27 protein-coding genes are annotated in these 24,747 nt (G+C 56.7%); 18 read left to right on the top strand and 9 right to left on the bottom strand.

Annotated features, from left to right (window positions below; genetic code table 11):
• Positions 1-42 precede the first annotated feature (42 nt).
• From HUW35_RS03715 to HUW35_RS03645, 15 genes are all read left to right on the top strand, one after another.
• Positions 43-606, top strand: coding sequence for a DUF4136 domain-containing protein (locus HUW35_RS03715; RefSeq protein WP_181254298.1), 564 nt, complete (start codon positions 43-45; stop codon positions 604-606).
• Between the two features lie 103 nt (positions 607-709).
• Positions 710-1,276: a DUF4136 domain-containing protein gene (locus HUW35_RS03710; RefSeq protein ID WP_181254297.1), complete on the top strand. Its 567-nt coding sequence runs from the start codon at positions 710-712 to the stop codon at positions 1,274-1,276.
• A gap of 34 nt (positions 1,277-1,310) precedes the next feature.
• Positions 1,311-1,937 carry an NUDIX domain-containing protein gene (locus HUW35_RS03705; protein ID WP_181254296.1) on the top strand — a complete coding sequence of 209 codons (627 nt, stop codon included), beginning with the start codon at positions 1,311-1,313 and terminating at the stop codon, positions 1,935-1,937.
• Positions 1,938-2,150: 213 nt separating this feature from the next.
• Positions 2,151-2,687, top strand: a complete 537-nt coding sequence (locus HUW35_RS03700; protein WP_181254295.1) for a DUF1249 domain-containing protein — start codon at positions 2,151-2,153, stop codon at positions 2,685-2,687.
• A 53-nt stretch (positions 2,688-2,740) separates the two neighbouring features.
• Positions 2,741-3,544 carry a phosphodiesterase gene (locus HUW35_RS03695; RefSeq protein ID WP_255463464.1) on the top strand — a complete coding sequence of 268 codons (804 nt, stop codon included), beginning with the start codon at positions 2,741-2,743 and terminating at the stop codon, positions 3,542-3,544.
• Positions 3,545-3,756: 212 nt separating this feature from the next.
• Positions 3,757-4,419: a hypothetical protein gene (locus HUW35_RS03690; protein ID WP_181254293.1), complete on the top strand. Its 663-nt coding sequence runs from the start codon at positions 3,757-3,759 to the stop codon at positions 4,417-4,419.
• Positions 4,420-4,495: 76 nt separating this feature from the next.
• Positions 4,496-5,143 (top strand): YqiA/YcfP family alpha/beta fold hydrolase, encoded by a 648-nt coding sequence (locus tag HUW35_RS03685; protein WP_181254292.1) that lies wholly within the window; start codon positions 4,496-4,498, stop codon positions 5,141-5,143.
• Positions 5,144-5,209: 66 nt separating this feature from the next.
• Entirely contained in the window at positions 5,210-7,096 is a 1,887-nt protein-coding gene (gene parE / locus HUW35_RS03680; protein WP_181254291.1) for a DNA topoisomerase IV subunit B, read from the top strand.
• 290 nt (positions 7,097-7,386) lie between these two features.
• Positions 7,387-7,881 carry a hypothetical protein gene (locus HUW35_RS03675; protein WP_181254290.1) on the top strand — a complete coding sequence of 165 codons (495 nt, stop codon included), beginning with the start codon at positions 7,387-7,389 and terminating at the stop codon, positions 7,879-7,881.
• A 142-nt stretch (positions 7,882-8,023) separates the two neighbouring features.
• On the top strand, positions 8,024-8,398 hold the full coding sequence (locus HUW35_RS03670) for a hypothetical protein (protein WP_181254289.1): 375 nt from the start codon (positions 8,024-8,026) through the stop codon (positions 8,396-8,398).
• 128 nt (positions 8,399-8,526) lie between these two features.
• The gene (locus tag HUW35_RS03665) at positions 8,527-8,961 is read left to right on the top strand and encodes a hypothetical protein (protein WP_181254288.1); all 435 of its coding nucleotides are present in this window, start codon (positions 8,527-8,529) and stop codon (positions 8,959-8,961) included.
• 112 nt (positions 8,962-9,073) lie between these two features.
• On the top strand, positions 9,074-9,547 hold the full coding sequence (locus tag HUW35_RS03660) for a hypothetical protein (RefSeq protein ID WP_181254287.1): 474 nt from the start codon (positions 9,074-9,076) through the stop codon (positions 9,545-9,547).
• Positions 9,548-9,701: 154 nt separating this feature from the next.
• Positions 9,702-10,229, top strand: coding sequence for a hypothetical protein (locus HUW35_RS03655; protein ID WP_181254286.1), 528 nt, complete (start codon positions 9,702-9,704; stop codon positions 10,227-10,229).
• A 63-nt stretch (positions 10,230-10,292) separates the two neighbouring features.
• Entirely contained in the window at positions 10,293-10,661 is a 369-nt protein-coding gene (locus HUW35_RS03650; RefSeq protein ID WP_181254285.1) for a DUF4870 domain-containing protein, read from the top strand.
• Between the two features lie 226 nt (positions 10,662-10,887).
• On the top strand, positions 10,888-11,679 hold the full coding sequence (locus HUW35_RS03645; RefSeq protein ID WP_219932644.1) for an MBL fold metallo-hydrolase: 792 nt from the start codon (positions 10,888-10,890) through the stop codon (positions 11,677-11,679).
• A 51-nt stretch (positions 11,680-11,730) separates the two neighbouring features.
• Here the strand turns inward: HUW35_RS03645 and HUW35_RS03640 are convergent, their stop codons facing one another.
• A complete protein-coding gene (locus tag HUW35_RS03640; RefSeq protein ID WP_181254284.1) occupies positions 11,731-12,366 on the bottom strand; it encodes an HD domain-containing protein in 636 nt (211 codons plus the stop codon).
• A gap of 19 nt (positions 12,367-12,385) precedes the next feature.
• Positions 12,386-13,183, bottom strand: a complete 798-nt coding sequence (locus HUW35_RS03635) for a class II aldolase/adducin family protein (RefSeq protein WP_181254283.1) — start codon at positions 13,181-13,183, stop codon at positions 12,386-12,388.
• A 105-nt stretch (positions 13,184-13,288) separates the two neighbouring features.
• On the opposite strand from HUW35_RS03635, the gene HUW35_RS03630 reads away from it, so the two are divergent.
• Positions 13,289-13,984, top strand: a complete 696-nt coding sequence (locus HUW35_RS03630) for a Crp/Fnr family transcriptional regulator (RefSeq protein WP_181254282.1) — start codon at positions 13,289-13,291, stop codon at positions 13,982-13,984.
• 40 nt (positions 13,985-14,024) lie between these two features.
• Here the strand turns inward: HUW35_RS03630 and HUW35_RS03625 are convergent, their stop codons facing one another.
• The 3 genes from HUW35_RS03625 to HUW35_RS03615 form a co-directional block, all read right to left on the bottom strand.
• Positions 14,025-15,110 carry an alpha/beta hydrolase gene (locus tag HUW35_RS03625; protein ID WP_181254281.1) on the bottom strand — a complete coding sequence of 362 codons (1,086 nt, stop codon included), beginning with the start codon at positions 15,108-15,110 and terminating at the stop codon, positions 14,025-14,027.
• 74 nt (positions 15,111-15,184) lie between these two features.
• Complete coding sequence (locus HUW35_RS03620) at positions 15,185-16,099, bottom strand: bile acid:sodium symporter family protein (RefSeq protein WP_181254280.1); 915 nt, start codon at positions 16,097-16,099, stop codon at positions 15,185-15,187.
• Positions 16,100-16,434: 335 nt separating this feature from the next.
• The gene (locus HUW35_RS03615; protein WP_181254279.1) at positions 16,435-16,980 is read right to left on the bottom strand and encodes a GNAT family N-acetyltransferase; all 546 of its coding nucleotides are present in this window, start codon (positions 16,978-16,980) and stop codon (positions 16,435-16,437) included.
• Positions 16,981-17,471: 491 nt separating this feature from the next.
• Here HUW35_RS03615 and HUW35_RS03610 point away from each other — a divergent pair, with 491 nt between their 5' ends.
• Entirely contained in the window at positions 17,472-18,911 is a 1,440-nt protein-coding gene (locus HUW35_RS03610) for a DEAD/DEAH box helicase (RefSeq protein WP_181254278.1), read from the top strand.
• A gap of 97 nt (positions 18,912-19,008) precedes the next feature.
• On the opposite strand, the gene HUW35_RS03605 is transcribed toward HUW35_RS03610, so the two are convergent.
• Positions 19,009-20,055 carry an NADP-dependent oxidoreductase gene (locus HUW35_RS03605; protein ID WP_305075972.1) on the bottom strand — a complete coding sequence of 349 codons (1,047 nt, stop codon included), beginning with the start codon at positions 20,053-20,055 and terminating at the stop codon, positions 19,009-19,011.
• Between the two features lie 121 nt (positions 20,056-20,176).
• Positions 20,177-21,478 carry a M20 family metallopeptidase gene (locus HUW35_RS03600; protein ID WP_181254277.1) on the bottom strand — a complete coding sequence of 434 codons (1,302 nt, stop codon included), beginning with the start codon at positions 21,476-21,478 and terminating at the stop codon, positions 20,177-20,179.
• Positions 21,479-21,673: 195 nt separating this feature from the next.
• Between HUW35_RS03600 and HUW35_RS03595 the strand changes: the two genes are divergently transcribed.
• Positions 21,674-21,937, top strand: a complete 264-nt coding sequence (locus HUW35_RS03595; RefSeq protein ID WP_219932643.1) for a tetratricopeptide repeat protein — start codon at positions 21,674-21,676, stop codon at positions 21,935-21,937.
• Positions 21,938-21,988: 51 nt separating this feature from the next.
• Here HUW35_RS03595 and HUW35_RS03590 read toward each other — a convergent pair whose 3' ends face one another.
• Together HUW35_RS03590 and HUW35_RS03585 are read right to left on the bottom strand one after the other, a co-directional pair.
• Positions 21,989-22,981, bottom strand: a complete 993-nt coding sequence (locus HUW35_RS03590) for a family 43 glycosylhydrolase (protein WP_181254276.1) — start codon at positions 22,979-22,981, stop codon at positions 21,989-21,991.
• Positions 22,982-23,122: 141 nt separating this feature from the next.
• Complete coding sequence (locus HUW35_RS03585) at positions 23,123-24,724, bottom strand: AbgT family transporter (protein ID WP_255463462.1); 1,602 nt, start codon at positions 24,722-24,724, stop codon at positions 23,123-23,125.
• Positions 24,725-24,747: the final 23 nt, after the last annotated feature.

Genomic DNA, 24,747 nt, shown 5'->3' with positions numbered 1-24,747 from the left:
GCCGGAAACTCGACATCATGTCATACGAGATAGGGAGAACGGATGCGTATTACTATAACCAGCCTGCTTGCGGGTCTGCTGACGGTGGCCGGGCTCGCTGGCTGTGGCACCCCGACCCAGATCGACCGGATCGAGCCGCGCACAGCACCAGTGAGCTTCCAGACCTACGCCTGGGGCACCGAGGTGCTGACCGGTGACACCGGCGCGCCGGCACAACTGGTGGAGCTGGACACGGAGCTGCGTCGCACCGTAGGTGCCCTGATGCAATCCCGCGGCTATCGCCAGGTGCAGAGTGTGGATAGTGCGCAGATGGTGGTGGAATACCAGATCGCAGTTATCGAGGAAGAATTCGCCAGCGAAGAGGAAAACGAGAGCTGGGATGCGCAGTTCGACAGCAATGCCCAGCGCGGTGTGGTCGAGTTGCCGGAGCGCAGCGGCGCACCCCGGGTAACCCTCTCGGTAGGCATCGGGCCGCATAATGGCATGCCGATATGGGGTGGCAGCGCCACCAAACTGATGGCACGCCCCGAGGACAAGAACGAGCGCCAGCGCATTCTCAACAAGGCCGTGGGCGAGTTGCTCAAGGACCTGCCGCCGGCGAGCTGAGTCTGGTTGAGGGGAGGGTTCAGCCCTGCCAGCCAGCAGGCCTCCAATTTTTTCACAGTTCGGCAAGGACGCCGGGACTCTCATAACAAATTCAGGAGAGCATATGGCTTCTTTGCTTCAACGTTTTCGCGGTGCCGCCCTGGGGTTAGTCGTGACCCTCGGGCTCAGCGCCTGTACCGCCCCGAACCCGGTCGCGGTGGATTACGACCCGTCCTTCAAATTCGCCAACCTGCGCAGCTATTACCTGCTCGATACCCTCGCCAACGGCCCGGTATCGCCATTTGAGAGCAAGCGCGCCAATCAGGCGGTGAATGAGGTGCTGAAGGCGAGCTACCAGCCAGCGGCCAGCCCGGAGGAGGCCGACTTCCTGGTGCGTGTACAGCTGTTTAGCAGCGACAAGGTTGCGGTATACGAGGACCCGTTCAGCATTTACGGCGGCTACCGCTATTTCGGCTTCGGCTGGAGAGCCCCGTTGCGGGTGCGTGAGTACCGCGAATCCTCCCTGATCGTCGATGTGCTGTCCCCGGATGAGGCACCCCTGTGGCGCGGCAGTATGCCGTCGGTAGCGGGTCGATACGACGCCCCGGAACAGCAGCTGTTTCGCCTGCGCGAGGAAGCCAGCATGATCCTCGCCAAGTTCCCACCCTACAATGACGTCGGCTACGACTGATCCAGCGGAAGTAACGGAATCGGAACGCACAGCCATGAGTGATAACAAGGACCTCAAGCCGCAATTTACCCGCGGCGCGGTGGATATTATCTCGCGCAAAACCGTGTACGACGGTTTCTTCGAGATGCAGAAGCTGCGCCTGCGCCACCGCTTGTATCGCGGTGGCTGGGGCGGGGAGATGGAGCGCGAGCTGTTCGTGCGCGGCAGTGCGGTGGGGGTGCTGTTGTACGACCCCCAGCATCAGCTGGTGGCACTCACCGAGCAGTTCCGTGTGGGCGCGTTGGAGCGCGAAAACGGCCCCTGGTGCCTGGAAGTGGTCGCCGGCATGGTCGAAGAGGGGGAATCCCTCGAAGAGGTCGCCCGCCGCGAACTCCAGGAAGAGGCCGGGCTGGAGGTGCAGGCGCTGCACTATATCCGCAGTTACCTGCCCAGCCCCGGCGGAACCAGCGAGCGTATGCACCTGTTCTGCGCCTGTGCCGACCTGCGCGATATCGAAGGCTACTTCGGCCTCGCTGAAGAACACGAGGATATCCGCCTCCGGGTATTCCCACTGCAGACCATGCTGGACGCGGTCGCCAGCGGCGATGGCGCCATCGATAACGCCGCCAGCATCATCAGCCTGCAGTGGCTGCAGCTGAATCACGCGCAATTGGAACGCTGAGCGGGTAACTGGTCGCGGCGCCATTGCTCAGACATCCCCTTCTGATAGCTACAAGCAAATGGCAATTGCCGGCAAATATTGCCAAGTTAATGCGAGTTCGAGGGTAAATCCGCGCCCGGAGAGCCGGGGATCTGGTCCCAGGACCCGGATTTCGCCCCAACGCGGGCAATTTGAGAGATCAATCACGGCGCAGACTCAACAGGAGTGTCGATAATGGCGGTACCGGCGGACAGCAGCCGCAGCAAGGCAAAATCACAGACCGCGACGAGTAGACGCACGGGCGCTGTAAAAGAGCGCTACCGGGTGGACCTGCCGACCTATCACGCAGACTGTGATGCCAACTACCTGCGCCTGTGTAAATTGATGCCGGAGCTCGCCAGCAATCACAGCTGGAGCTACCAGATACCCAGCGGCACCCTGGAGGTGGCGGTTGTAGAGCGCAGCAGGTACACCACCGAAGTGAGCCTGCAGACCTCGCTACAGGATTCTGGGGACAAGAACAGTAACTGGCTAGCGCCACCGCCGATTACGGTACGTCTCTATCATGACGCGCGTATGGCAGAAGTGGTGGCGGTGGATGGCCAGGGGCCGGTAGGCGGCGATGGGCTGAACTTCAGCTACCCCAATCCGGCCATGCACAATGAAGATGAGCGCCAGCAGGTCAATCGTTTCCTGAGTGAATGGTTGGCGCACTGCCTGGCAAACGCCCGCGCCCAGGTCGACCTCACTTTCGGTGGTCGCCAACGCTGAGAGCACGCCGGGCATCGCACGGGCGAACACGGATGTTTCGGCAAGGTGAGACAGTGAATATCGAGGCAGTACAACCGGCAAACCGGCTGATCCAGATTACCGACCCCCATATTGGCGGTCGGCCGGATTATCAGTTGCTGGGCCTGGACACCGGCCACACCCTGGATGAGGTGCTTGCGGCCATCGCTGCCGAGCCCACTACACCCGAATTAATGGTTGTTACCGGCGATGTTTCTGCCAATGGTACCGAGGCAGCCTACCGCCGTTTCCTGCGCAAAATGCAACCGGTCTCCACTCCCTGGTACTGGCTCCCCGGCAACCACGATGCCGCCCACAGAATGGACGAGCTCGAGCCCCGGCGGCGGCCCGAGGTGGTTGCGCTGGGTAACTGGCGCCTGCTGTTGCTGGATACCAGTGTGCCGGGGCAGATCTGCGGCGGTTTCACGGATGTGGAACTGACGCATATCGCGCAACAGCTGGAGAACCTCCGCGACCACCCGCTGATGATCATGATGCACCACCAGCCGGTACCGGTAGGCAGCCACTGGATCGATGGCCATATGCTGAAAACCGGGCGCGAGGCATTTATCGAGATGGTGTCCGGCGCCGATCACGTGCGCGCCATTACCTGGGGCCATGTGCACCAGCAGTTCGACAGCCAGCTCGGTCACATCGGCCTGCATGCAACCCCTTCCACCTCGGTTCAGTTCACGCCGGGCAGCGGTCCCTTTGCGGTAGACAGTGAGTTGCCGGGCTACCGCTGGTTCGATCTGCGCGATGACGGCAGTTACGATACCGGCGTCGAGCGGGTGGCGATCGCAGAATACAGTGTGGATTTCGCATCCTCTGGATACTGATCCTGCGCTCGTCGCATAGGTCAGGCCATTCGCCCCTTTGCACTTTTTAACCTGCCTCACGTGACTCATTGTCCAGCCACCTATCATAATATGGCACGTGAATTCGCGGTTCAGTGGTACCGGATTCCTGTGGCGCACCGCCTCGAACTGCTCGAGTCTCTCCAGTCGGTGCGCTGCAATCACACACGTGTCCAACAGGAAGAGAGGTCACCATGTACACACCCCGTAAGAGTTTCCTGAGTCTGTTGTTGCTCACCGCCGCACTGCTGGCGGGCTGTGCCCAGCAGCCGGTGGCTACCCCGGAAGATGGAGCCGATGGCCTGCTGCCGCGCAAAACCGGGCTGGATAGCGTCAGTGCCGCTTACGCCTTCGATCTCAGTGGCGCCAAGGTTTACCTGGAGCCAGTGGCGGTCGAGTACAACAAGCGCTATCCGCGTATCGGTTCTCCACTGCGCGCCAAAGATTACGAACTGGATGAAAAAGACGTCGCCAAATTGCAGGAAGTGATGGGGGAAACCCTGAGCGAACGTTTTCTCTCCCCGCGCCGCAGTGAGCTGGTGGCTGACCGCTCCCAGGCGGACTACGTCATGAAGCTGGACCTGAGCCGCTTTTCCCTCGGCGCGCCGCTCGATCCGCAGCCGTTTCTGTGGCGGGTCTACACCGACCAGAGCGCCTACGGAACCCTCTCCGGCGAGCTGCAGGACAGCAACGGCAATCCGGTAATGCGTTTCAGTGACCGTCGCGATATCGGCGAAAATTTCGGCGGTGTTGGCCCCGCAGGGCGTTTGGAACGATTCACCAGCGTTACCTTCTGGCGCGATATGAAAATTGACCTGCGCCGTGCCTTTGCCAGCCTGGATGAATCCCTGCGCTAGCGTTTAGTCACATCCTGAAGCTCTATGGCGAGCGGGCGCCGGTACATATGCCGGCGTCACCGCTATAATCCCCGCCATGCCAACACAACAAAATCCCCAATCCCGCGACCACAGCCCGTCGGCTGAGCGCCCGTTGCTGATCTACCTGCACGGCTTCCTGTCATCACCGCAGTCCTACAAATGTCAGGTACTGAAACAGTGGTTGCAGGAATCCCGCCCCGATGTCATTTTCTATGCGCCGTTGATTTCACCCTATCCGGCGCAGGCTGCAATGACCCTCGGCAAGATGCTGGAGGATTTCCGCTCCAATCACCGCGGTCCCATCGGCCTGGTGGGCAGCTCCATGGGCGGCTTCTGGAGTACCTGGCTGGCCGAGCAGCACCGGCTCCCGGCTGTGATCATCAATCCCGCAGTGAAACCCTCGCGCTTTATGCCGGGTTATCTCGGGCAGGATCTCAAACCCTACAGCGGTGAAATGCAGACCTATCGCCTGCAGCCAGCCGATGTGGATAACATGCGGCAACTGGAAGCGGCGATACCCGGGGAACTCAGTGGACGTTACTGGCTGCTGGCGCAGCGTGGCGATGAAACCCTGGACTGTCGCGAAGCCGAGGATTTTTACCGCGGCCAGCGCCAAACCGTGGAAGAGGGGGGCGACCACAGCTTCCAGGGATTTGCCCGTTATACCGAGGCACTGGTAGATTTCCTGTTTCCGAATAATTAATTGAACCCGAAAAGACCCAATAACAAACTCCAAGCAGTAGGCGCCGGCCACGGCGAACAAAACTCTATGGCGAATTATTCCGCAGAAGATATCGAGGTATTGACGGGGCTGGACCCGGTGAAAAAGCGTCCCGGGATGTATACCGAGACCACCCGTCCAAACCACCTGGCCCAGGAAGTGATTGACAACAGTGTCGACGAAGCCCTCGCCGGCCACGCCAAGAAAATCGAGGTGGTACTGCACAAGGACCACTCCCTGTCCGTTAGCGACGACGGTCGTGGCATGCCGGTGGATATCCACCCGGAGCAGGGGCGTCCGGGGGTAGAGGTAATCCTGTCCACCCTGCACGCCGGCGGCAAGTTCTCCAAGAACAACTACCAGTTTTCCGGTGGTCTGCACGGGGTGGGTGTTTCCGTAGTAAACGCCCTGTCCAATGTGCTGGAAGTGACCATCCAGCGGGATGGTAAGGTGCATCGCATCGGCTTCCAGAATGGCGACAAGGCCTCGGATCTGGAAGTGGTTGGCGAGTGTGGCAAGCGCACAACCGGCACCAGCGTGCGCTTCCTGCCGAACCCGAAGTATTTCGATTCCCACAAGTTTTCCGTACCGCGCCTGCGCCACCTGCTGCGCGCCAAGGCGGTGCTCTGCCCGGGCCTGAACGTCACCTTCATTAATGAGCAGGACGGCGAGTCGGACCAGTGGTATTACGAAGACGGCCTGAAAGATTATCTGGCTGCGTCCAACCAGGGCTGGGAAGTGCTGCCGGCGGAGCCTTTTATCGGCAACTTTTCCGCGGAGACCGAGGCAGCGGACTGGGCCGTACAGTGGCTGCCGGAAGGCGGTGAGGTCACCGTTGAATCCTATGTGAACCTGATCCCCACTGCCCAGGGCGGCACCCACGTGAATGGCCTGCGCGCGGGCCTGCTCGACGCCATGCGCGAGTACTGCGAGATCCGCAACCTGTTGCCGCGTGGGGTCAAGTTGGGGCCAGAGGATATCTGGAACCAGTGCTCCTATGTGCTCTCGGCCAAACTGGCAGACCCGCAGTTCTCCGGGCAGACCAAGGAACGCCTCAGCTCCCGCGAGGCCACCGCATTTATTTCCGGCGTAGCCAAGGATGCCTTCGGCCTGTGGCTCAACCAGCACACCGAAGATGGCGACAAGCTCGCCGAGCTGTGTATCAGCAATGCGCAGAAACGCCTGCGCTCCGCGAAAAAAGTCGCGCGCAAAAAAGTCACCCAGGGCCCGGCCCTGCCCGGCAAGCTCGCCGACTGTTCCAGTGGCGATACAACGCGCTCGGAACTGTTTCTGGTGGAAGGGGACTCGGCCGGTGGCTCCGCCAAACAGGCCCGCGACCGCGAGTTCCAGGCCATCATGCCCCTGCGCGGTAAAATCCTGAATACCTGGGAAGTGGACTCCAACGAGATCCTCGCCAGCCAGGAAGTTCACGACATCGCCGTCGCCCTTGGCGTCGACCCCGGCAGCGACAACCTGGAAGGCCTGCGCTACAACAAAATCTGTATTCTCGCCGACGCCGACTCCGACGGCCTGCACATTGCAACGCTGCTGTGTGCCTTGTTCCTGCGCCACTTCCGCCCGCTGGTTACCAACGGCCACGTGTACGTTGCCATGCCGCCGCTGTTCCGGGTGGATATCGGCAAAGAGGTCTACTACGCGCTGGATGACGCCGAGCGCCAGGGAATCCTCGATCGTATTGCCGCGGAGAAAAAGAAAGGCAAGATCCAGGTCACCCGATTCAAGGGCCTCGGTGAAATGAACCCGCTGCAATTGCGCGAAACCACCATGGACCCCAACACCCGCCGCCTGGTGCAGCTTTATATCGACGCCGGCGACGACAGCAACCAGCTGCTCGACATGTTACTGGCCAAGAAACGGGCCGGTGACAGGAAGCAGTGGCTGGAGAGCAAGGGTAACCTTGCCGAAGTTAGCTGAATACAAAGCCCCGCCATGCGGGGCTTTGTTGTTTAAATAGACCGGAAAATCACCCTCGGTGACTAGTGCACGGTGGGGCAAGTGTCACTTGAATATCCGATGTATTGCCGATAACCACCGAGTGGCCATATAAGTAATGTCTAGATATAGCCATGTTGGTGGCTTAAGGGGCATGGCTATATATAGGCATAATGTCTAAATGTAGATATCTTATGCCTAGATGTAGACATTATGTCTACATCTGGAGTTATTGAATAAACTGTTAGGTGTCCGTACGTACAAGTGAGTAAATGAGAGCTTTTAAACATATTTCACGGAAAGAAAATGCGGATGTAGCAGGAGTATTTCCGCAGGCCCATGACTATGAATGGGAAGAAGTTGGTAGTTATACCGCGTATCCGGTTTCTCTCTGGGATAAGTGGGCCCACGAAATTACAGATAATGTGGATGATTTGCTGTGGGGTGTTACAAAAGAAGAAGAGGCTCGCCGTGAGCGTTGTACAATTAATCTCAGTAAAGCAATAGTCAGTTCATTTTCAATTTATAAATACAATGAACACAGGAAATGCTTCAAAGGATTGGCCTCTTTAGAGCAACTGTTAGAAGATATAGAGCGTCAGCAATACCTACCTGGTGATATTTTTATTCCTGAAATAAGAACTATTTACCGAGAGGGGCACGATTATACTGCCTGGTTCTTTATGGAAGATGGCTCAGCATTAGAAAATGTTAAAAACATGGTTGAGCGGAGTGGGTTGAAGTTCATTGGTTCCCAAAACACCTAACAATCAGCGGCAGAGCGACAGCCAACGCTACGCACCTTTTGTGTTACTCGCTGGCGCTCAAACATTAACACAAAATGCGCTCCGCGCTGGCTGCGCCTGCGCTGGGCGTTAAGCACTGAGAGTCACAATAAGGAAATAAAAAATGAAAATCATAGTTGCATCAGTATTACTTGTACTATTTTCCGGGGTCGCATCAGCTAGCGAGAACAATCAATTTAAGCTACAAGTTGCAGTGGATCAGAACCCTATCCAAGAATTTGTTGTAGAGACAGGCTCATATGGATCTCAAGAGCTTGTTCTTTCGGATGAGCTTCGTCTCTCAGTTATAGTAAATCCCCAAAACACGAAGAATTTTGAATCAACTTTGTATTCTAAAGGCAAAGTCATTCACTCTGCCGTCCAATCGAAAAATGCTGACTCAGATCCAAATTTCTACTTAATTTGCGCAGGAAAGTTGACTAAGTTTCTGTCGCCGGTAGTGGACAAGGAACCCTCTTGTCCAGCGCCAAGTGCTTAACAAAGCGCAGCAAAGGGACGGCTTACTTTATGCACGTCTTGCGCTGGTCGCTGCGCTCCCATTTTCGCGCAAAGCGCGCATAAAGTAAGCCGCCCCTGTGCGCGGCGTTAGCCATCTGGGTAATTGACATGGAATTTATTGACCCATTCCCTACAAAATGCGAATTTTGTAACGAGAGTAATATTTATCCTGTAAAAGAACTTTTGGCTTACAAAGCGATTTGTAAAAGTTGCGGGTCGAAACTTATCGATGGGCCACTAGAGATGCATAAGGGTAAACGATCAGTTGCAATTGAGTTATGGCCTGCAACCTTGATTTGGGAGGCGTGTGAAAAATTTAACTTAGATCTTGAGTGTATAAGTGATAAAGAGTTCGAAGATATGCGCTTAGTTTCAGATTTTTTAAAGAATATTGAGAAAATGGGATTCGACGGCGAATTAGAATCGATTTTAGAGCTATCTTCATTCAAGAGAGTTAGTCAGTCAATTGACCCATCGAAGCTTGGTCAATATTCGGTCGAGGATCTTGCGGTACTGGCTTATCCCGAGGTAAAACCAGGCTAACAAACAGCGGCAGAGCGACAGCCAACGCTACGCACCTTTTGTGTTACTCGCTGGCGCTCAAACACTAACACAAAAGGTGCTCCGCGCTGCCAGCGCTGGGCGTTAAGCAATCATGAGTCAAAGAACCTACGTTTTATTGCCGGCTTTTTTGCTTTTGCTATCTCTTTTCATGCCAGCATTAAGTGTGTCCGGGAGAAATGAGTTTGGATATTCACTTTTGGTGTTCGGATGGTTTCAGTCCTACATTGCAATAACCGCTATAGAAAACTGGTATGCGCACGGAATGATTGACTCTGAGAGCCTGCGATCCTCTCTTTTTATGGCTTTTCCGTGGTTTGCAAATATTTCTATTGTTTTGAGTGTCGGATTTCTAGCGGTATCAAAATTTAAGCTCGCACTTATTTTTAGTATTTTTGCTTTGCTGTGTGTAATAGTATTCTTCATTAATCCGGTGGCCATGCTTGGAGCAGACGGTATTGCCGTAGAGGTCACACCATTAATAGGGGCATATCTGTGGGCTCTTTCCGCGTTGGCTTGTTTTGCCCTTGTTGTTCTCCATGGCCGGCGAGCTAAAGAAAATACTTAATAAGGCCGGGAAATCTTCTCCGAGCCTTCGGCCCTCCGCGGGGCAGCTTAACATGTGCACATTTTTCGCTAGTCGCTGTGCTCTCATTCTTGCGCAAAACGCGCACAAGGTAAGCCGCTCCTCCTGCAGGCATTAAACGAGAAAAAGGAATCGTATGAAATCTCATGAGTTACTGTCAGTTGGGCTTAGAGTTTGCGGCGTGATTTTGGTATTTTTAGGCTTGCGAACAATTTCTAACCAATATATGTATTTGGGTATGCTTTCGTACAATGGGGATGAAAGCATTCAAGTATATGCCGTGTTGACGGTAGTTGAGATTATTCTGATTTTTTCCCTGGCTCTGACATTTCTTAAGTTTCCAAACTTGGTTGCAAGAAAGTTACTACCTCAAGCGTCTGAGGAAAAAATTGAGCTGTCAAAGAACGGCAAGGATTTACTCTCGATAGCCTTTTGTATCATCGGTGTCTACATTCTTTCATGGGCAATTCCGGACTTAATAAATAATGGAATGTGGCTTGTTCATTTCTCGGATAGAGCATACACAAGCGACAGCAATTATGCCGAAACAGTTATCATCCAGGTTACTACGGTAGTAGAGATATTGATTGGCGGTTTTCTCTGCTTCGGCGCTTCTGGTCTGGGTAGCGCACTGTGGAAGTTGCGCGGTATGGAGAGCGCTTAACAATCGGCCGTTATCTCCCTTCGGGGCTGGGGAATTATAGATCAGTAGTATTTGGAGAGAATCATGGAAGAACTTAAGCCTTGGGGCCTAGAGAAGAATACCTATTTAATGCTTATGCATCTAAGTCAGCTGGCTGGGTTCTGTATCCCTGGCGCTGGATTTGTATTGCCGATCGTTATGTGGGCGGTTAATAAAGACCATTCCGAAGAAATTGATAAGCACGGTAAAGTCATTCTCAATTGGATGATTAGTGCGCTTATTTACTCGGTGGTTCTCTTTATCTTGGTGTTTGTAATTGTCGGAATTTTTGGATTTTTCATATTGTTGCTCTTGGATATCATTTTTGTAGTAATTGGGGCGGTTAACGCGAGCGAAGGAAAGCTCTGGAAGTACCCGTTAAGTATCCAGTTCTTCAGAATAGAGAATCCATAACGCAGCCAGGTCGGATGCTCTCGAAGTGTTGCTCTTCTGGCTGTGATCGCACAAGAAGTTCGCGGTCGAGGAAGATATCCAAGCTGGGCTTTTAAAAACGAGTGCGTTTTCTTTAGATCGCCATCTGGAGCCAGTTATTCGGACAGTTATTATTAGTTTATTCGCGGGACTTATTTTTCTCCATCCTGTGGCGGCGCTGGCCGAGCCGAAGTTCGCCATAGAACCCGTGAAGGGAAATGTCTATCGCTTTACCGCGGGCAATTATCGTTCGGTATTTATGGTCACCGAAGCGGGGATCTTCGTAACCGATCCGATCAATCCAGAAGCCGCCCGCTGGCTGGAATCAGAACTGTCCTCACGGTTTGATCGGCCGATTAAGTACATGGCTTACAGCCACAATCACGTGGATCATGTGCTCGGAGGCGAGGTATTTGCTGAGGCAGGCGCGGTGGTGGTGGCCCAGGCGTTGGCCGCGGAAGATATCGCGTGGACGCAAGTCCCCACCGCATCCGCGGATATTACCTTTGATGATTTCCTGGAGGTCGAGCTCGGATCGAGCACTGTTGAGTTGCGTTACCACGGAACCAACAACGGCCGCGGTTCGGTGAGTATGCGTTTCCTGCCGGCGAATGTCTTATATGTCGTCGACTGGATTGTGCTGGGGCGCATGCCCTATAAAAATCTGATTGGCTACGATATCCACGGCATGATCCGCTCCACGGAAGCGGTGCTTGCCGGTCCGGAGTTTGATCTGTTTGTCGGTGGGCATGGCAAGTCTGGCAAGCGGGAGGATGTGGAGCGTTACCTGGCGTATCTGAAAGCTCTATATGCCGCCGTGCGCGACGGAATGCTACAGGGAAAAACGCTGGATACACTCAAATCGGAAATCCAGCTCGAAGAATTCAAGGATCTGCCGATGTATCGGGAGTGGCTCCCGATGAATGTGGAGGGGGTTTACAAAACTCTGGTGGAGACTTCGTATTTCAATTTCCGACCGGATATCGATGCCGAATTCTGATCTGTGTTTTGCCCCCTCCGTGCGAGGGTTATGTCGAATCTAATCGGTAGTTCAGGCCGTTTCTTTTTCCGGTTGATTGCTCTCGAAGTTGTTCACCGCTTCTTTGTACAGTGACTTTTTCGGCTGGGCGAAAACCCGCTGGATCATGGGTTCAAAAAACGACAGCGGCAGCACCTCGGCCTCGGTATCGAATGCCGGCGCGTCAAACTCGCGCACGAACTCCAGGGTGCGCTGGTAGTACGGGTGGTCTGCATACTGTTTGTATTGATCGCGGTCCATGCCCAGGTGGTGGAAGAAGTAGTAGCCCTGGAAAATGGCGTGGTGCTTGATCATCCAGTGATTGGCTTCACTCACAAAAGGCTCCAGCAGAACCGCGGCAACATCCGCGTGGTTGTAAGAGCCCAGGGTGTCGCCGATATCGTGCAGCAGTGCACACACTACATACTCTTCATCTTTTCCCGCCTTGTGTGCCAGGGTGGCGCTCTGCAGGCAGTGGGTTAGCCGGTCTACCTGGAATCCGCCGAAGTCACCGTCGAGCAATTTCAAGTGCTCGATAATTCGCTGTGGCAGCTTTTTTGCGAAGGGGCCGAACGCCTCTGCGATGCATTTCCAGTCCTGGGCACTGCCGTGCTCCATGTGGCTGAAGGTGGCGTGAGGCTGGTTCTTTGTATGGTTATTATTGCTCATGGTTTGCTCCGGGATTGGGTTAGCGGCGATAGCTAGCGTCGATACGGTCGAGTTTGCGTAACAGTCCGGGCCAGGCCAGCAGCCCGCCCTGGTTGCTGGTGACCTTTTCACCTTCGCTGACAATCTTGTCGATGATTTCCTGCGGGACCGGTGTCAGTGGGCGGTTGCCGGCCAGTGCTGCCACCTGAATCTCACAGGATTTTTGCAGCAGGTACATAAACAGGAAGCAGTCGGCCACCGTGGATGCACAGGTCAGCAGGCCGTGATTGCGCAGGATCATGAACTTGGCGGTTCCCAGATCCTTCACCAGCCGGGCTTTTTCATCCTCGCGTACTGCAATGCCTTCGTAGTCGTGATACGCGAGGCTGGCGAGGGGGAAGAGTGATTGCTGGGAAAGTGGCAGCAGGCCTTCACTGTGCGCGGCTACGGCCACACCTTCCACGGTGTGGGTATGCATCACGCACTGGGCGTCCTCGCGCGCCTCGTGGATGGCGCTGTGAATGGTGAATCCCGCGGGGTTTACCGGGAAGGGACTGTCATCCACTTTTTCCCCATTGATATCCACTTTGACCAGGCTGGAGGCAGTAATTTCTTCAAACAGGGCGCCAAAGGGATTGATCAGAAAGTGATGTTCCGGCCCGGGAATGCGTACCGAAAGATGGGTAAACACGATTTCATCCCACCCGTAGTGAGCAACCAGGCGATAGGCAGCGGCGAGGTCTACGCGCAATTGCCACTCCTCGGCGCTTACCTTGCCTTCCAGCGAGGGCAGGGATTCCAGTGTGGATGGGGACTGTTGTATGGAGGACGGCTGCATGGAGTTCTCTCTCTTAATTATTGTGGGTGTGCTTTCTGTTTACCGATGACCGCATTCTAGAAATTCAGCTGCGCCTCTGACTGTCAATTTGTTTACACTTGGCCAATGAATGACGTTCTTTCCGTTATCGAAACCTGTCCGTTACTCGAGGGGCTCTCCAAACCGGCCAAACTCTCCCTGGCTGAGCAGGCCCGCAATCGGGCGTATGGTGCCGGGGAGATTATTTATCCCCCGGGAGCGCTGCAGGGCAGCCTGTGCATCATTGCCCGCGGACGGGTCCGGATTTGTGCCAGCAATGTCGCTGGGCGCGAGGCGATTCTCGCGATCCTCGATGTGGGGGCCTGGTTTGGCGACACGGTTTTTTCCCCGGGAATGCCGCGGGTGTTCGGTGCTACGGCACACGAGGACTGCGAGGTGTTCGAAATCCAGGGGGAGGTGCTGCGGACCACGCTGAGGGATAACCCGGATGCCTATCCCGTCGCTCTGGACCAGGTCAGCCGACGGCTTTGGTCTGCGATGTCGGTGATTCAGGACGATGTCCTGCGGGGCACGGAGGCGCGTATCGGGAGGCGATTACTGTTTCTGGCGCAGATGCACAACCGCAGCGGACAGGACGGCAATGTCGCGGTGAGCTTTGCCCTGACCCGCGAGTTGCTCGCCAATATGATGGGGATGACCCGGCAGGGGGTGCACCGGGTACTCAAGAATATCGAGGCTCAGGGGTTGATCGAGTTCGCCTATGGTCGTGTGACTATCAGCGATCCGGAGCGCCTGATGCGATATGTCGATGGACTGGATTGACAAGGGAGCGAGCAGGCCCGGCTTCGGTTGCGACTCGCCTTCACTCCAGATGTGCCTGTAAAAATTCAATCATATCGTTCAGTGTTTCCGGAGCGTCTTTGTCGAAGCAGTTCCCGAGAAACTCATTACACCCGGTATCCAGAAACGCGTGATTTTTCCCGGGATATTCCTTGAACCGGGCAGGCTGCCCGGCCGCTACCAGCTTGTCGACGAATGCCTTTACCGCGCTCGGTGGTGTCGTGGTGTCCTTACTGCCTACATGGGCGAATATCGGCGGCAGCTTCCTGTCCCCGGCGTCGGGGATAAGATAAGCCGGTGACACGGCTTTGTAGAGTTCCGGGGCGCTTTCTACGTTGAACTCCTTGCCCATAATGCCGCGAGGTTCTGTGTTGCCCAGTTTCCAGAAAATATTTCCGGGTGACTCAAAACCGGTCTGGGCTGCGCGGTAAAGGTCGAATGCCCCGTAACTGAATACGGCAGCCTGCACCTGCAACTCCCCGTTATCCGCTATCTGCTCCGGCGTTTTTCCCGCGGGCATATAGGTGGGGCGGAACGCGAGGTTTTCTGGTGAGAATGCCTCGCCGCTCAGGTTATTTGCCGCCAGTAGCACCATTGCGCTCAGGTGGCCACCGGCACTGTCTCCAGTGACCGCGATGCGCTCCGGATTGCCCTGATATTCCGAAATATGTTCCTTCACCCACAACACACCACCGAGCACATCTCCCACGATCTCGTCCATGGTAGTGGTGTTCTGGTTATCCCCCAGTAGCCGGTAGTTCATATTTGCCACGACAAACTCACCGTGGCGGGCCAGGTACTTTGCGGCTGCATCCATGATGCGGTTGTCGTTAATCAGCCAGCCGCCGCCGTGGAAGATCACCACTACCGGATACTGCTTGCGCCCGGTATTCGGCACGAAGATATCGGTGGTGAGGGTTTTATTCCCTGCCTGCACCCACTGAACATCCCGGTACTCCACAGGGGTTGGCAGAGCTTCTGGGGAGAGGGATTCAGGGAATCCTGTGTCTGGCGCAACCGCTGCGGTTACACGCCCGGCGCCAAGCGCCAACAGGAGACAGGTGCACAGGAAGAAGGCGAGTAATTGGGAAGGGCGTGCCTGGGTCATGAGAGGGCCTCAAAATTACTTTGAGGCCACTCTATCGGACGCTTGGAGCCAGTCAAACGACGCAGGGCAAATACTTATCCCACTTCTGCAGGGTGGGACCTTTCCCCTGCGGATTCTGACGGTGTACCGGCCCTGACCAGGCGGCGCCCGTACGCCACGAGCAGGAAACCGAGCGGAAACATGATTACGCCGTAGATGGCCGAGGGTACGGACATATCGCTGGAATGGAGAAGGGTGAGAGTGACCATCAGTCCCAGCGTCCCGTTTTTGATACCCAGTTCCGTGGCCACCGCGAGGCGCTCCCGGATACCCAGTCCCACGGCCCGCATACACAGTAGTCCGATGCCAATACCCAGAATATTGAGCGCGATGGTGGCAGGACCTGCCTGAATCAGCAGATCGACAAATCGGTCGCGGATACCGTATACGATCCCGGCGACCAGAGCGGCCAGGACCAGCCCACCGAAAATACTCACAATGCCCTCGGCCCGCGCCGCCAGGTTTGGCTGGAAGGCTTTAATAGTCATGCCGATGGCTACCGGTAGCAGCACGATCACCGAGAGCATCACAACGGTTTTCCCCAGGGGGAGTGAAATTTCCTCCTGGGTGCCGAAGTAGAGCTTCAACGCAAAGTTGGTGATCAGCGGCAGGGTCATGATGGTGATGAGACTTGCCGACACGGTGAGCACGATGGATAGGGCGACATTACCCTTCGCCAGCAGGGTGAACAAATTGGAGGTGGTGCCACCGGGGCAGGCGGCAATGATCACCAGCCCCACTGCCATCGCCGGCGGCAGTTCCAGAAGCCAGGCCAGAGCGAATGCCGCAGCGGGCATCAGGATAATTTGTGCCAGGGTGCCGAAAATCAGACCCGTAGGCTTGACGGTGACCTGGTGAAAGTCGCGACCGGTGAGGGTCAGACCGATACCGATCATGATGATAAACAGGGCGATCGGCAGGCCGATCGAGATCAGGGGGCCGGATTCCATGGGAACCTCCGAATTATTATTAGATATTGTGTTGTATAGCCCAAATTCTCCGCAGGCGAAGCCGGGCCCATCGCTGGTGTCATTCTAGGTAACCCGTTGACGCGTAGAATGTCAAAAAATTGACAATTGCGGCGGGTCTATCGCGGAGGTGTAGGCTGAGGTGGATTTTCCGGGGAAGCGGGTGCGGGACATACGAAGGATGTGATGTGAGGGTGACTAGAAGGGCCGGATTCGTTTAAGAACCCGGCCCCGGTACCTGTCACGGGCGGAGCAGGTTTGCCCCGCACCGGTCTGTCTTCCTGTTTGAGTCTCTGTTGTTGCTCAATGATTGCCGGTCAGTGCAGTTGCAGGCTGTAGCGCACCGTCGTGTAGTCGCGCGGGTCCGCCTTGCAGTTAAACCCCAGCTCCCGCGCCACGCGGTCGATGGCATTATTGCCTGCGGATTCGACGGAGTAGATTTCATCGAGGCCGTCCGCCTTGGCCGCATCCACCAGCTCCTGAAGGAGACGCTTGCCCAGGCCCATATTTTGCCAGTCATCGGCGACCACCACGGCACATTCACAGGAGTGCCCATCGGGATCGCAGGCAAAGTTGGCTACACCCACAGCGTGCAAGGTGCCTGAGTCGTCTTCATGCAGCGCAATAAAGGCTTCGTGCTGGGCATCGTTGTCGTTGAGGATATGCATCAGTTGCTGACTGACTCGACCAATACCGCCTAGAAAGCGCATACGACTGGAGTCGGCGGACAGGCTCTCGATCAGTTCCCGCTCCATGTCGCCATCAGCAGGGCACACCGGACGGATACTCACCTCGCGGCCATCACGCAAGGTGTAACGGGTATCACCGTAACCCTGATCGCCACTGGAATATCCTGCTCCCACAGGCCCCGCTAATGATGAAGTGCGTCTCGTACCAGACATCGTTTGCCCTCCCCGTTGCGTAGTGGAGAAAGTTTACGGTGGGGGAATTTCCATCGAAAGGTTCCACCGCACGGAGAGCCCGTAAGCCGGGGAGAAAGTGTCCGCTACGCAAAAATACAATTAAAACTGGGCAGTCTGCCGCGCTGTGTTATAGTGCCGCGGCTGGCAAGACTGCCAGTTGCGTCATCTGTAGGCCGGACTTACTTCCGGCTCATTTCTGGAACACTGTACTAAGCAGTGTGTCTGATTCCTTTCTACTGAATGCCGCACCATGCCGAAATAGAACTTTCGGCCAATGCCTCAGGCGGCAACCAATCTCACTCCGTGGAACATCGGCCCTTTAAGCGGGCACGGCGGACTGAGCATTCCAGTTTTGCCCGGAGCGACAGGCTCGGGCGTAACACGCAGGTCGGTGTGATTGTTCCACTGACCGCACTCAAGAAAGAATTTCTATGTTATTTGAAGACCTCGGCCTAGTGCCGGAAATTTCCCGCGCCGTTGCGGAGCAGGGCTATACCCAACCCACCCCGATTCAGGAGCAGGCCATTCCCGTAGTGATGCGCGGTGGCGATGTAATGGCGGCGGCACAGACCGGTACCGGCAAGACTGCCGGCTTTACCCTGCCTCTGCTGCACAAGCTGAGCGCCGGTGAACGCGCGCGCAACAATCAGGTGCGCGCCCTGGTACTGACTCCGACCCGCGAACTGGCGGCACAGGTATTCGACAATGTGCAGAGCTACAGCCAGTACCTGCCCATGCGTCACTCGGTGGTATTTGGCGGGGTCAAAATCAACCCGCAGATGATGCGCCTGCGCGGCGGTGCCGACATTCTCGTGGCCACACCGGGCCGCCTGCTGGATCTGTACAACCAGCGCGCGATCAAGTTCGACAAGCTGGAAACCCTGGTGCTGGACGAAGCTGACCGCATGCTGGACATGGGCTTTATCCACGACATCAAAAAAATCCTGCGGGTACTGCCGGCGAAACGTCAGAACCTGCTTTTCTCCGCGACCTTCTCTCCGGAAATCCGCACCCTGGCCAAAGGCCTGGTGAACGACCCGGTAGAGATCGATGTAAGCCCGCGCAACAGCACCACCAAAACCGTGAGCCAGAAGTTGCACCCGGTGGACAAGGCCCGCAAGGCCTCGCTGCTGTGTCACCTGATCAAGGAAAACGGCTGGCATCAGGCACTGGTCTTCAGCCGCACCAAGCACGGTGCCAACCGCCTGGCCAAACAGCTGGAGCAGAGCCGTATCCCGGCGGCGGCGATTCACGGCAACAAGAGCCAGAATGCGCGCACCAAAGCCCTGGCAGATTTCAAAAGTGGCAAGGTACAGATTCTGGTGGCAACGGATATCGCCGCGCGCGGTATCGATATCGATCAGCTGCCGCAGGTAGTGAACTTCGACCTGCCGAATGTGCCCGAGGATTACGTGCATCGCATCGGTCGTACCGGCCGTGCCGGCGCCAACGGACAGGCGGTGTCCCTGGTATCTGCAGATGAAATCAAACAGCTGCGTGATATCGAAAAACTGATTCAGAAGCCCATCGAGCGCGAAGAAATTGAAGGCTTTGAGCCGGATCACCAGCTTCCGGAATCCGGTGGCAAGGCCGCTCGAGGCGCCCAGGTACGCCGCGATGGCGCCGCGCGCAAGAAGCCTTCGAGTCGTCGGGGAAAACCGGGCAACAATGGCTCTGGTGAGCGTTCCGGTAACGGTGAATCCCGCTCGGGCAACCGCTCCGGCAATCGTTCCGACAGCCGCAACAACGCCCAGCGTACTGAAAATGGTGCACGTGGCAACGGTAACCGCAAGCCGTCTGGCGGTGGTGAACGCGGTAATCGCACGGGCGGCAACAGTGATCAGCGTCCGCGCCAGCGCCGCGCAAACTGAGCACTAGACTGACCGGCAGCATTGCGCCGCTGTAGGGGCAATGCGCTGGAATCAAAAAAGGCGGGAGTCAAATCCCGCCTTTTTTGTTTGCCCGGTTTCAGCTATCGCTGCCCACACGGACTACCAGCTTGCCAAAGTTCTTGCCCTCCAGCATGCCGGCAAAAGCTTCCGGTGCCTGTTCAAGATTGTCCACAACCTGTTCGCGGTATTTGATCTTGCCTTCGCTGTACCAGCGCAACATTTCCTCATAGAACTCGTCGTAGCGGTGGCCGTAGTCATCGAAAATAATGAAGCCCTGTACCTTCATGCGTTTGACCAGGATCTGACTCATCAGCAGGCCGAGACGGTCTGGCCCCGGGGGCAGTTCGGTGGCGTTGTACTGTGAGATCAGGCCGCATACCGGAATGCGCGCGCCGGTGTTAAGCAGTGGCAGGACTCCGTCCAATACCTTGCCGCCGACATTCTCGTAGTAAATATCGATACCGTCAGGGCAGGCCTTTGCCAGCTGCTCGGCGAAGTCTTCTGCGTAGTGGTCGATACACGCATCAAACCCCAGCTCCTCTACGGCGAAACGGCATTTTTCTGCACCGCCTGCGACACCTACCGCACGACAGCCTTTCAGCTTGCCGATCTGGCCGACGGTTGCCCCCACCGGGCCCGTGGCTGCGGCGACAACCAGGGTTTCGCCTTCCTTGGGGGCGCCGATATCCAGTAAACCCATATACGCGGTAAATCCGGGCATACCTAGCAGGCCCAGTGCCAGAGAGGGTTGCGCGGGATTTTTACCGAGGTTGATCAGCATGGTGCCGTCGGACAGCGCATAGTCCTGCCAGCCGCAGGTGTAGGAGAGCACCCAGTCGCCTTTCTCGAAACCGTCCAGGTGGGACTCAACCACCCGGTTTACGGTACCGCCAACCATCACCTCGCCGATTCCTACTGGCTCGGCGTAGGAGGCAGCATCGCTCATACGGCCGCGCATATAAGGGTCGAGGGAAAGAAACACGGTGCGAATCAGAACCTGGCCTTCTGATGGCTGGGGAATATCGGTCTTTTCAAGGCGAAAATTGCTCGGCCCAGGCGCCCCAACGGGGCGGGATGCCAGGACTAAACGGCGGTTTTGATCTTCAGACTGATTCAGGCCCATAAGCTGTTCTCCACTTTCGTGTTGATGGTCGTCGGAAACTAGTTGTCTCCATTGCGTTGAATAAGCCGGTAAACAACCGGGTATAAAAAACGGGGCATATGCCCCGTTTTTTTGACTGCAATTAATTCGCGGTTTTGCTCGCCATATAATCCAGGGTTAACTGGGTAATCGCCTTGGTGCCGACCTTGAGCGCGCTCTCATCCACATAGAAACGCGGAGAGTGGTTGCTGGCTGCAGTGGCCGGGTTTGTCCCTGCCGGGGTAACGCCGAGGAAATAGTAAAACCCCGGAATTTCATTGGCGAAGAAGGAGAAGTCTTCGGCGCCGGTAATTTTTGGAATCACCATCACCTTGCTGTCGCCGGCGGCTGCTTGCAGGGCCGGGATGGCGGCCTCGGTCAGTTCCGGGTTATTCGAGGTAACCGGGTAACCTTCCAGGATTTCCACTTCTGCCTTTGCGCCGCTGCTTTCGGCAATCAGTTCGGCGGTTGTTTTCAGGCGCTTGAAAATCTCCTGGCGGTTGTCCATATCGAAATTGCGGATGGTGCCGTTCAGGTAGACACTGTCGGGGATGATATTGTTGCGCACACCGCCATCGATCACGCCGAAGGAAACCACCGCGGGTTCTTTGGTGATGTCAATCTGGCGGCTGACCAGGGTCTGGGTGCCCATCACGATCTGCGCGGCGGCAGTGATCGGGTCGACGCCGCCCCAGGGACGCGAGCCGTGGGTCTGGCGGCCTTTCACATTGATGCGGAATTCATCGGAGCTGGCCATCAGTGGACCGGAACGGTAGCCGATCACGCCGCTCGGCAGGCTGGAGGTCACATGCTGGCCAAAGGCCACTTCCGGCTTGTATTTCTTGAACAGCCCCTCTTTCAGCATCAGTTCCGCACCGCCTTCCTCGCCGTCGGGTGCGCCTTCTTCTGCGGGTTGGAAGATAAACAGGACGTTACCTGCCAGCTCATCCTTCATCTCCGCCAGTACCTGGGCGGCACCCATCAGCATGGCGACGTGGGTATCGTGGCCGCAGGCGTGCATCACTCCCACTTGCTCCCCGTTGTATTCAGTTTTGGCCTTGGAGGCGAAGGGAAGATCCACTTCCTCGGTGACCGGCAGTGCGTCCATATCCGCGCGCAGGGCGACGGTGGGGCCGGGTTTGCCGCCCTTGAGCAGGCCGACCACGCCGGTGTGGGCAATGCCGGTTTCCACTTCCATGCCCAGGGACTTGAGGTGTGCGGTGATGTATTTGGCGGTCTCGAACTCGCGGTTACCCAGTTCCGGGTTCTGGTGCAGGTGGCGGCGCCACTCGATGACTTCATCTTCGGTCTGCGCCAGTTGCTTGTCGGCGTCGGTGGGGGCGGCGTGGATAAAGCTGGAAGTGCTGGCCAGGGCCAGGGACAGAGAAAGCAGTGTCTTTTTCACAAGGGGTTCCTGTTTTTCAGATCGCTTGTTGTTATGGTCGGTAGTCGGTGCTCGATGCCCGGCGAACCGGTATTGCCAGGGAGCGCTTGTGGCGCTGAACCCGAGTCTAACGCGAATTGGAGTGATTACCCCATGACCAATCCCATCATTGAACGCTTATAGGCCCAGCTGGAAGCGGGCAAGGATTCCCCGCTGTTGCGTTTTGGCCTGGGGAGCGCCCTGTTCAATGAAAAGAATCACGCGGCTGCTGCGGAGCACCTGCGGGAGTGTGTCAAGCAAATGCCGGACCACTCCGCGGCCTGGAAGCTGCTCGGGCGCAGTGAGATGGCGCTGGGCAATGATGCCGCGGCGACCCGGGCATTTGTGCAAGGACTGGTGGTAGCGCAGGAGAAGGGCGATGTACAGGTGGAACGGGAAATCGGGGTATTTCTGAAAAAGCTGGCGCGTAAACGCAGCTGAGTTGCACGCTCCCCCGTGCGGGGAAGCGTGCCCGGTAGCACTCACTTGGTATCAGTCCGCACTGGCGTTTTTCACCCGCTCGGCAAAATCGGCCACGCCCTGTTCGGTGCGTTCCACCTTGCGGATGGTGCCGTCTTCGTTGAAGTGCAGGTATTCGGCAGTGGAGTAGCGCTGGCGCTTCTCGCAGCTGGACGCCGGTGATTTCAGCCAGCGATGGTAAAACAGGATCCACTGCCCCTTGTATTCGACGATAGAGTGGTGGTTATTGCTCTCGTGTTCCTGCTCCATGAAAACACCCTTGTACTCCCAGGGGCCCACCGGAGTGTCAGACATGTAGTAGGCGAGTTCGCGGTTGTTCTCCGGCATGGTGAAGTAGTACTTGTCACCGCGCTTGAACACCCAGGGGCCTTCCATTTTGGGCTCGTAGCCACCCATGTCCATCTTCTTGAAATCGCCCTTGATACTCAGCATATCGTCGGCCATTTCCGCCACGTAGTAGTCAAACTTGGTGCCGTGGAAATACAGGTAGGCTTTGCCGTCGTCATCCACGAACAGGGCCGGGTCGTTGGCATAGGGCTCGCGCCACAGGGGAGCGCCGATGGCGTCTTTGAACGGGCCGGTGGGAGAGTCGCTGACGGCGATGCCGATACCCATCCACTTGGTGCTCTTCTCCGGATTGGCGCGGTCCTTGTGGCCGGTGCCGGCGGGGAATACCAGATAGTAATTGCCGTTCTTGTAGGCCGCATCCGGGGCCCAGGCGTAGTTGTCCGCCCAGCTGAGATCGTCCACAGACAGCACGGCGCCGTGGTCTTCCCAGTTCACCAGGTCTTCCGATGAAAACACGTGCCAGTTCTTCATCCAGAAGTCTTCCTGACACTCCTCGTCGTGGGAAGTGTAGAGATACATCTTGCCGTCTTGCCACACGTGGCCGGAAGGGTCGGCGGTTTTAATATCGCTACCGAAGTCGAGCGGATTCTGTGCGTGGCTGGCGGTTGCGCCCAGCAGCAGGGTTAGCAGGGCGGCCTGCAGTTTATTCTTGTTCAAGCTTCACTCCTTCATCGCGGAAAGGCCTTACCTTCCTGTCATACCGTTATTTTATTTGGTTTGGCCAATTTTACACAGCGGCAGACAAAAAGAAACCGCGCCCGGGGGCGCGGTTTTGGAAGGGGGAAGCGGGGGAAGTGCTTACATATTGAAGTAAGTTGCCGCGCCCGGTCCGACCGGCATACCGGCGACAAACACCCACAGGAAGAAGAGTGCGGTCCAGCCCACGAAAAAGAAGATGGAGTAGGGGATCATGGTGGCAATCAGGGTGCCCATCCCCAGGTCTTTCTTGTAGCGGGTGGCAAACGACACGATAAGACCGAAGTAACTCATCATCGGCGTGATGATATTGGTTACCGAATCGCCGATCCGGTAGGCGGCCTGGATCACTTCCGGCGCATAGCCGAGCAGCATCAGCATGGGCACGAAGATCGGTGCAGTCACCGCCCACTGCGCCGAGGCGCTGCCCAGGCTCAGGTTCACGATACCGCACATCAGGATGAAGAATACGAACAGGATCGGGCCTGTGAGGCCGATACTCTGCAGGGCCTCGGCACCGAGCACCGCGAAGATGGTGCCCAGGTTGGTCATCTTGAAGAAGGCGACGAACTGCGCGGCGAAGAATACCAGCACGATGTACATGCCCATGGTACCCATGCTTTTGGACATGGCGTCGATCACGTCGCGATCGTTGTTCATGGTGCCCACGGTTTTGCCGTAAACAAAACCTGGGATTGCGAAGAACACCACGATCAGCGCCACAATCCCTTTCAGGAACGGCGAGCCGGCTACGGCGCCGGTTTCCTGATTGCGCAGCACGCCCCACTCGGGAACGATGGTGAGTGCCAGCAAACCGCACACACCCAGTACCGCGAGGCCAGCATATTTCAGGCCGCGTTTTTCCTCGGCGGTGAGCTCGGTCATTTTGTCCTTGGACAGGTCGACGGAGGCTTCGCTGTTGTCGTATTTACCCAACTTCGGTTCCACGATGGCCAGGGTTACCCAGCTGCCGACGATGGTGATCAGGAAGGTACTCACAATCATGAAGTACCAGTTCACCTCCGGGCCCACCACATAATTGGGGTCGATCATATGCGCGGCGGATTCGGTGATGCCGGACAGCAGCGGATCCACGGTACCCAGCAGCAGGTTGGCGCTATAGCCGCCGGAGACACCGGCAAAGGCCGCGGCCAGGCCGGCCAGTGGGTGGCGGCCGAGAGAGTGGAAGATCATCGCCGCCAGTGGGATGAGTACCACATAGCCCAGCTCGGAGGCGGTGTTGGAGATGATGCCGGCGAACACCACGATCACGGTCACAGTGCGCTTGGAGGCTTTCAGCACCATGCCGCGCACGGCGGCAGACAGCAGGCCCGAGTGCTCGGCAATACCCACACCCAGCAGTGCAACCAGCACCGTGCCCAGAGGGGCGAAGCCGGTGAAGTTGGTGACCAGGGTGGTAACGATGGTCCTGAGCCCCTCCCCGGATAGCAGGTTGACCACGTGGATCACGCCATCTGCCGAACGTCCGGCAGCGCCTTCCGGGCGCGGGTCCACCACTGACAGGCCAAAGTAGGAGGCGATGCCACTGAGGATCACCACGCCTACGGCAAACATTGCGAACAGGGTAATCGGGTGCGGCAGCAGGTTACCCAGCCACTCCACGGTATCGAGGAAGCGGGTAAACGCGGTCTTCTTGCCGGCGCCGGCGGGCTGGATGTCACTGGGGGAGGTGGATGTCGTCATTATTTCTCCTGTGAAGTTGCCTG

Origin of the sequence: Microbulbifer sp. YPW1 (genome assembly GCF_013367775.1) — a bacterium.
Classification (GTDB): domain Bacteria; phylum Pseudomonadota; class Gammaproteobacteria; order Pseudomonadales; family Cellvibrionaceae; genus Microbulbifer.
The sequence above is the reverse complement of the archived record's forward strand: the minus strand, read 5'-3'. Positions and strand labels throughout refer to the sequence as shown.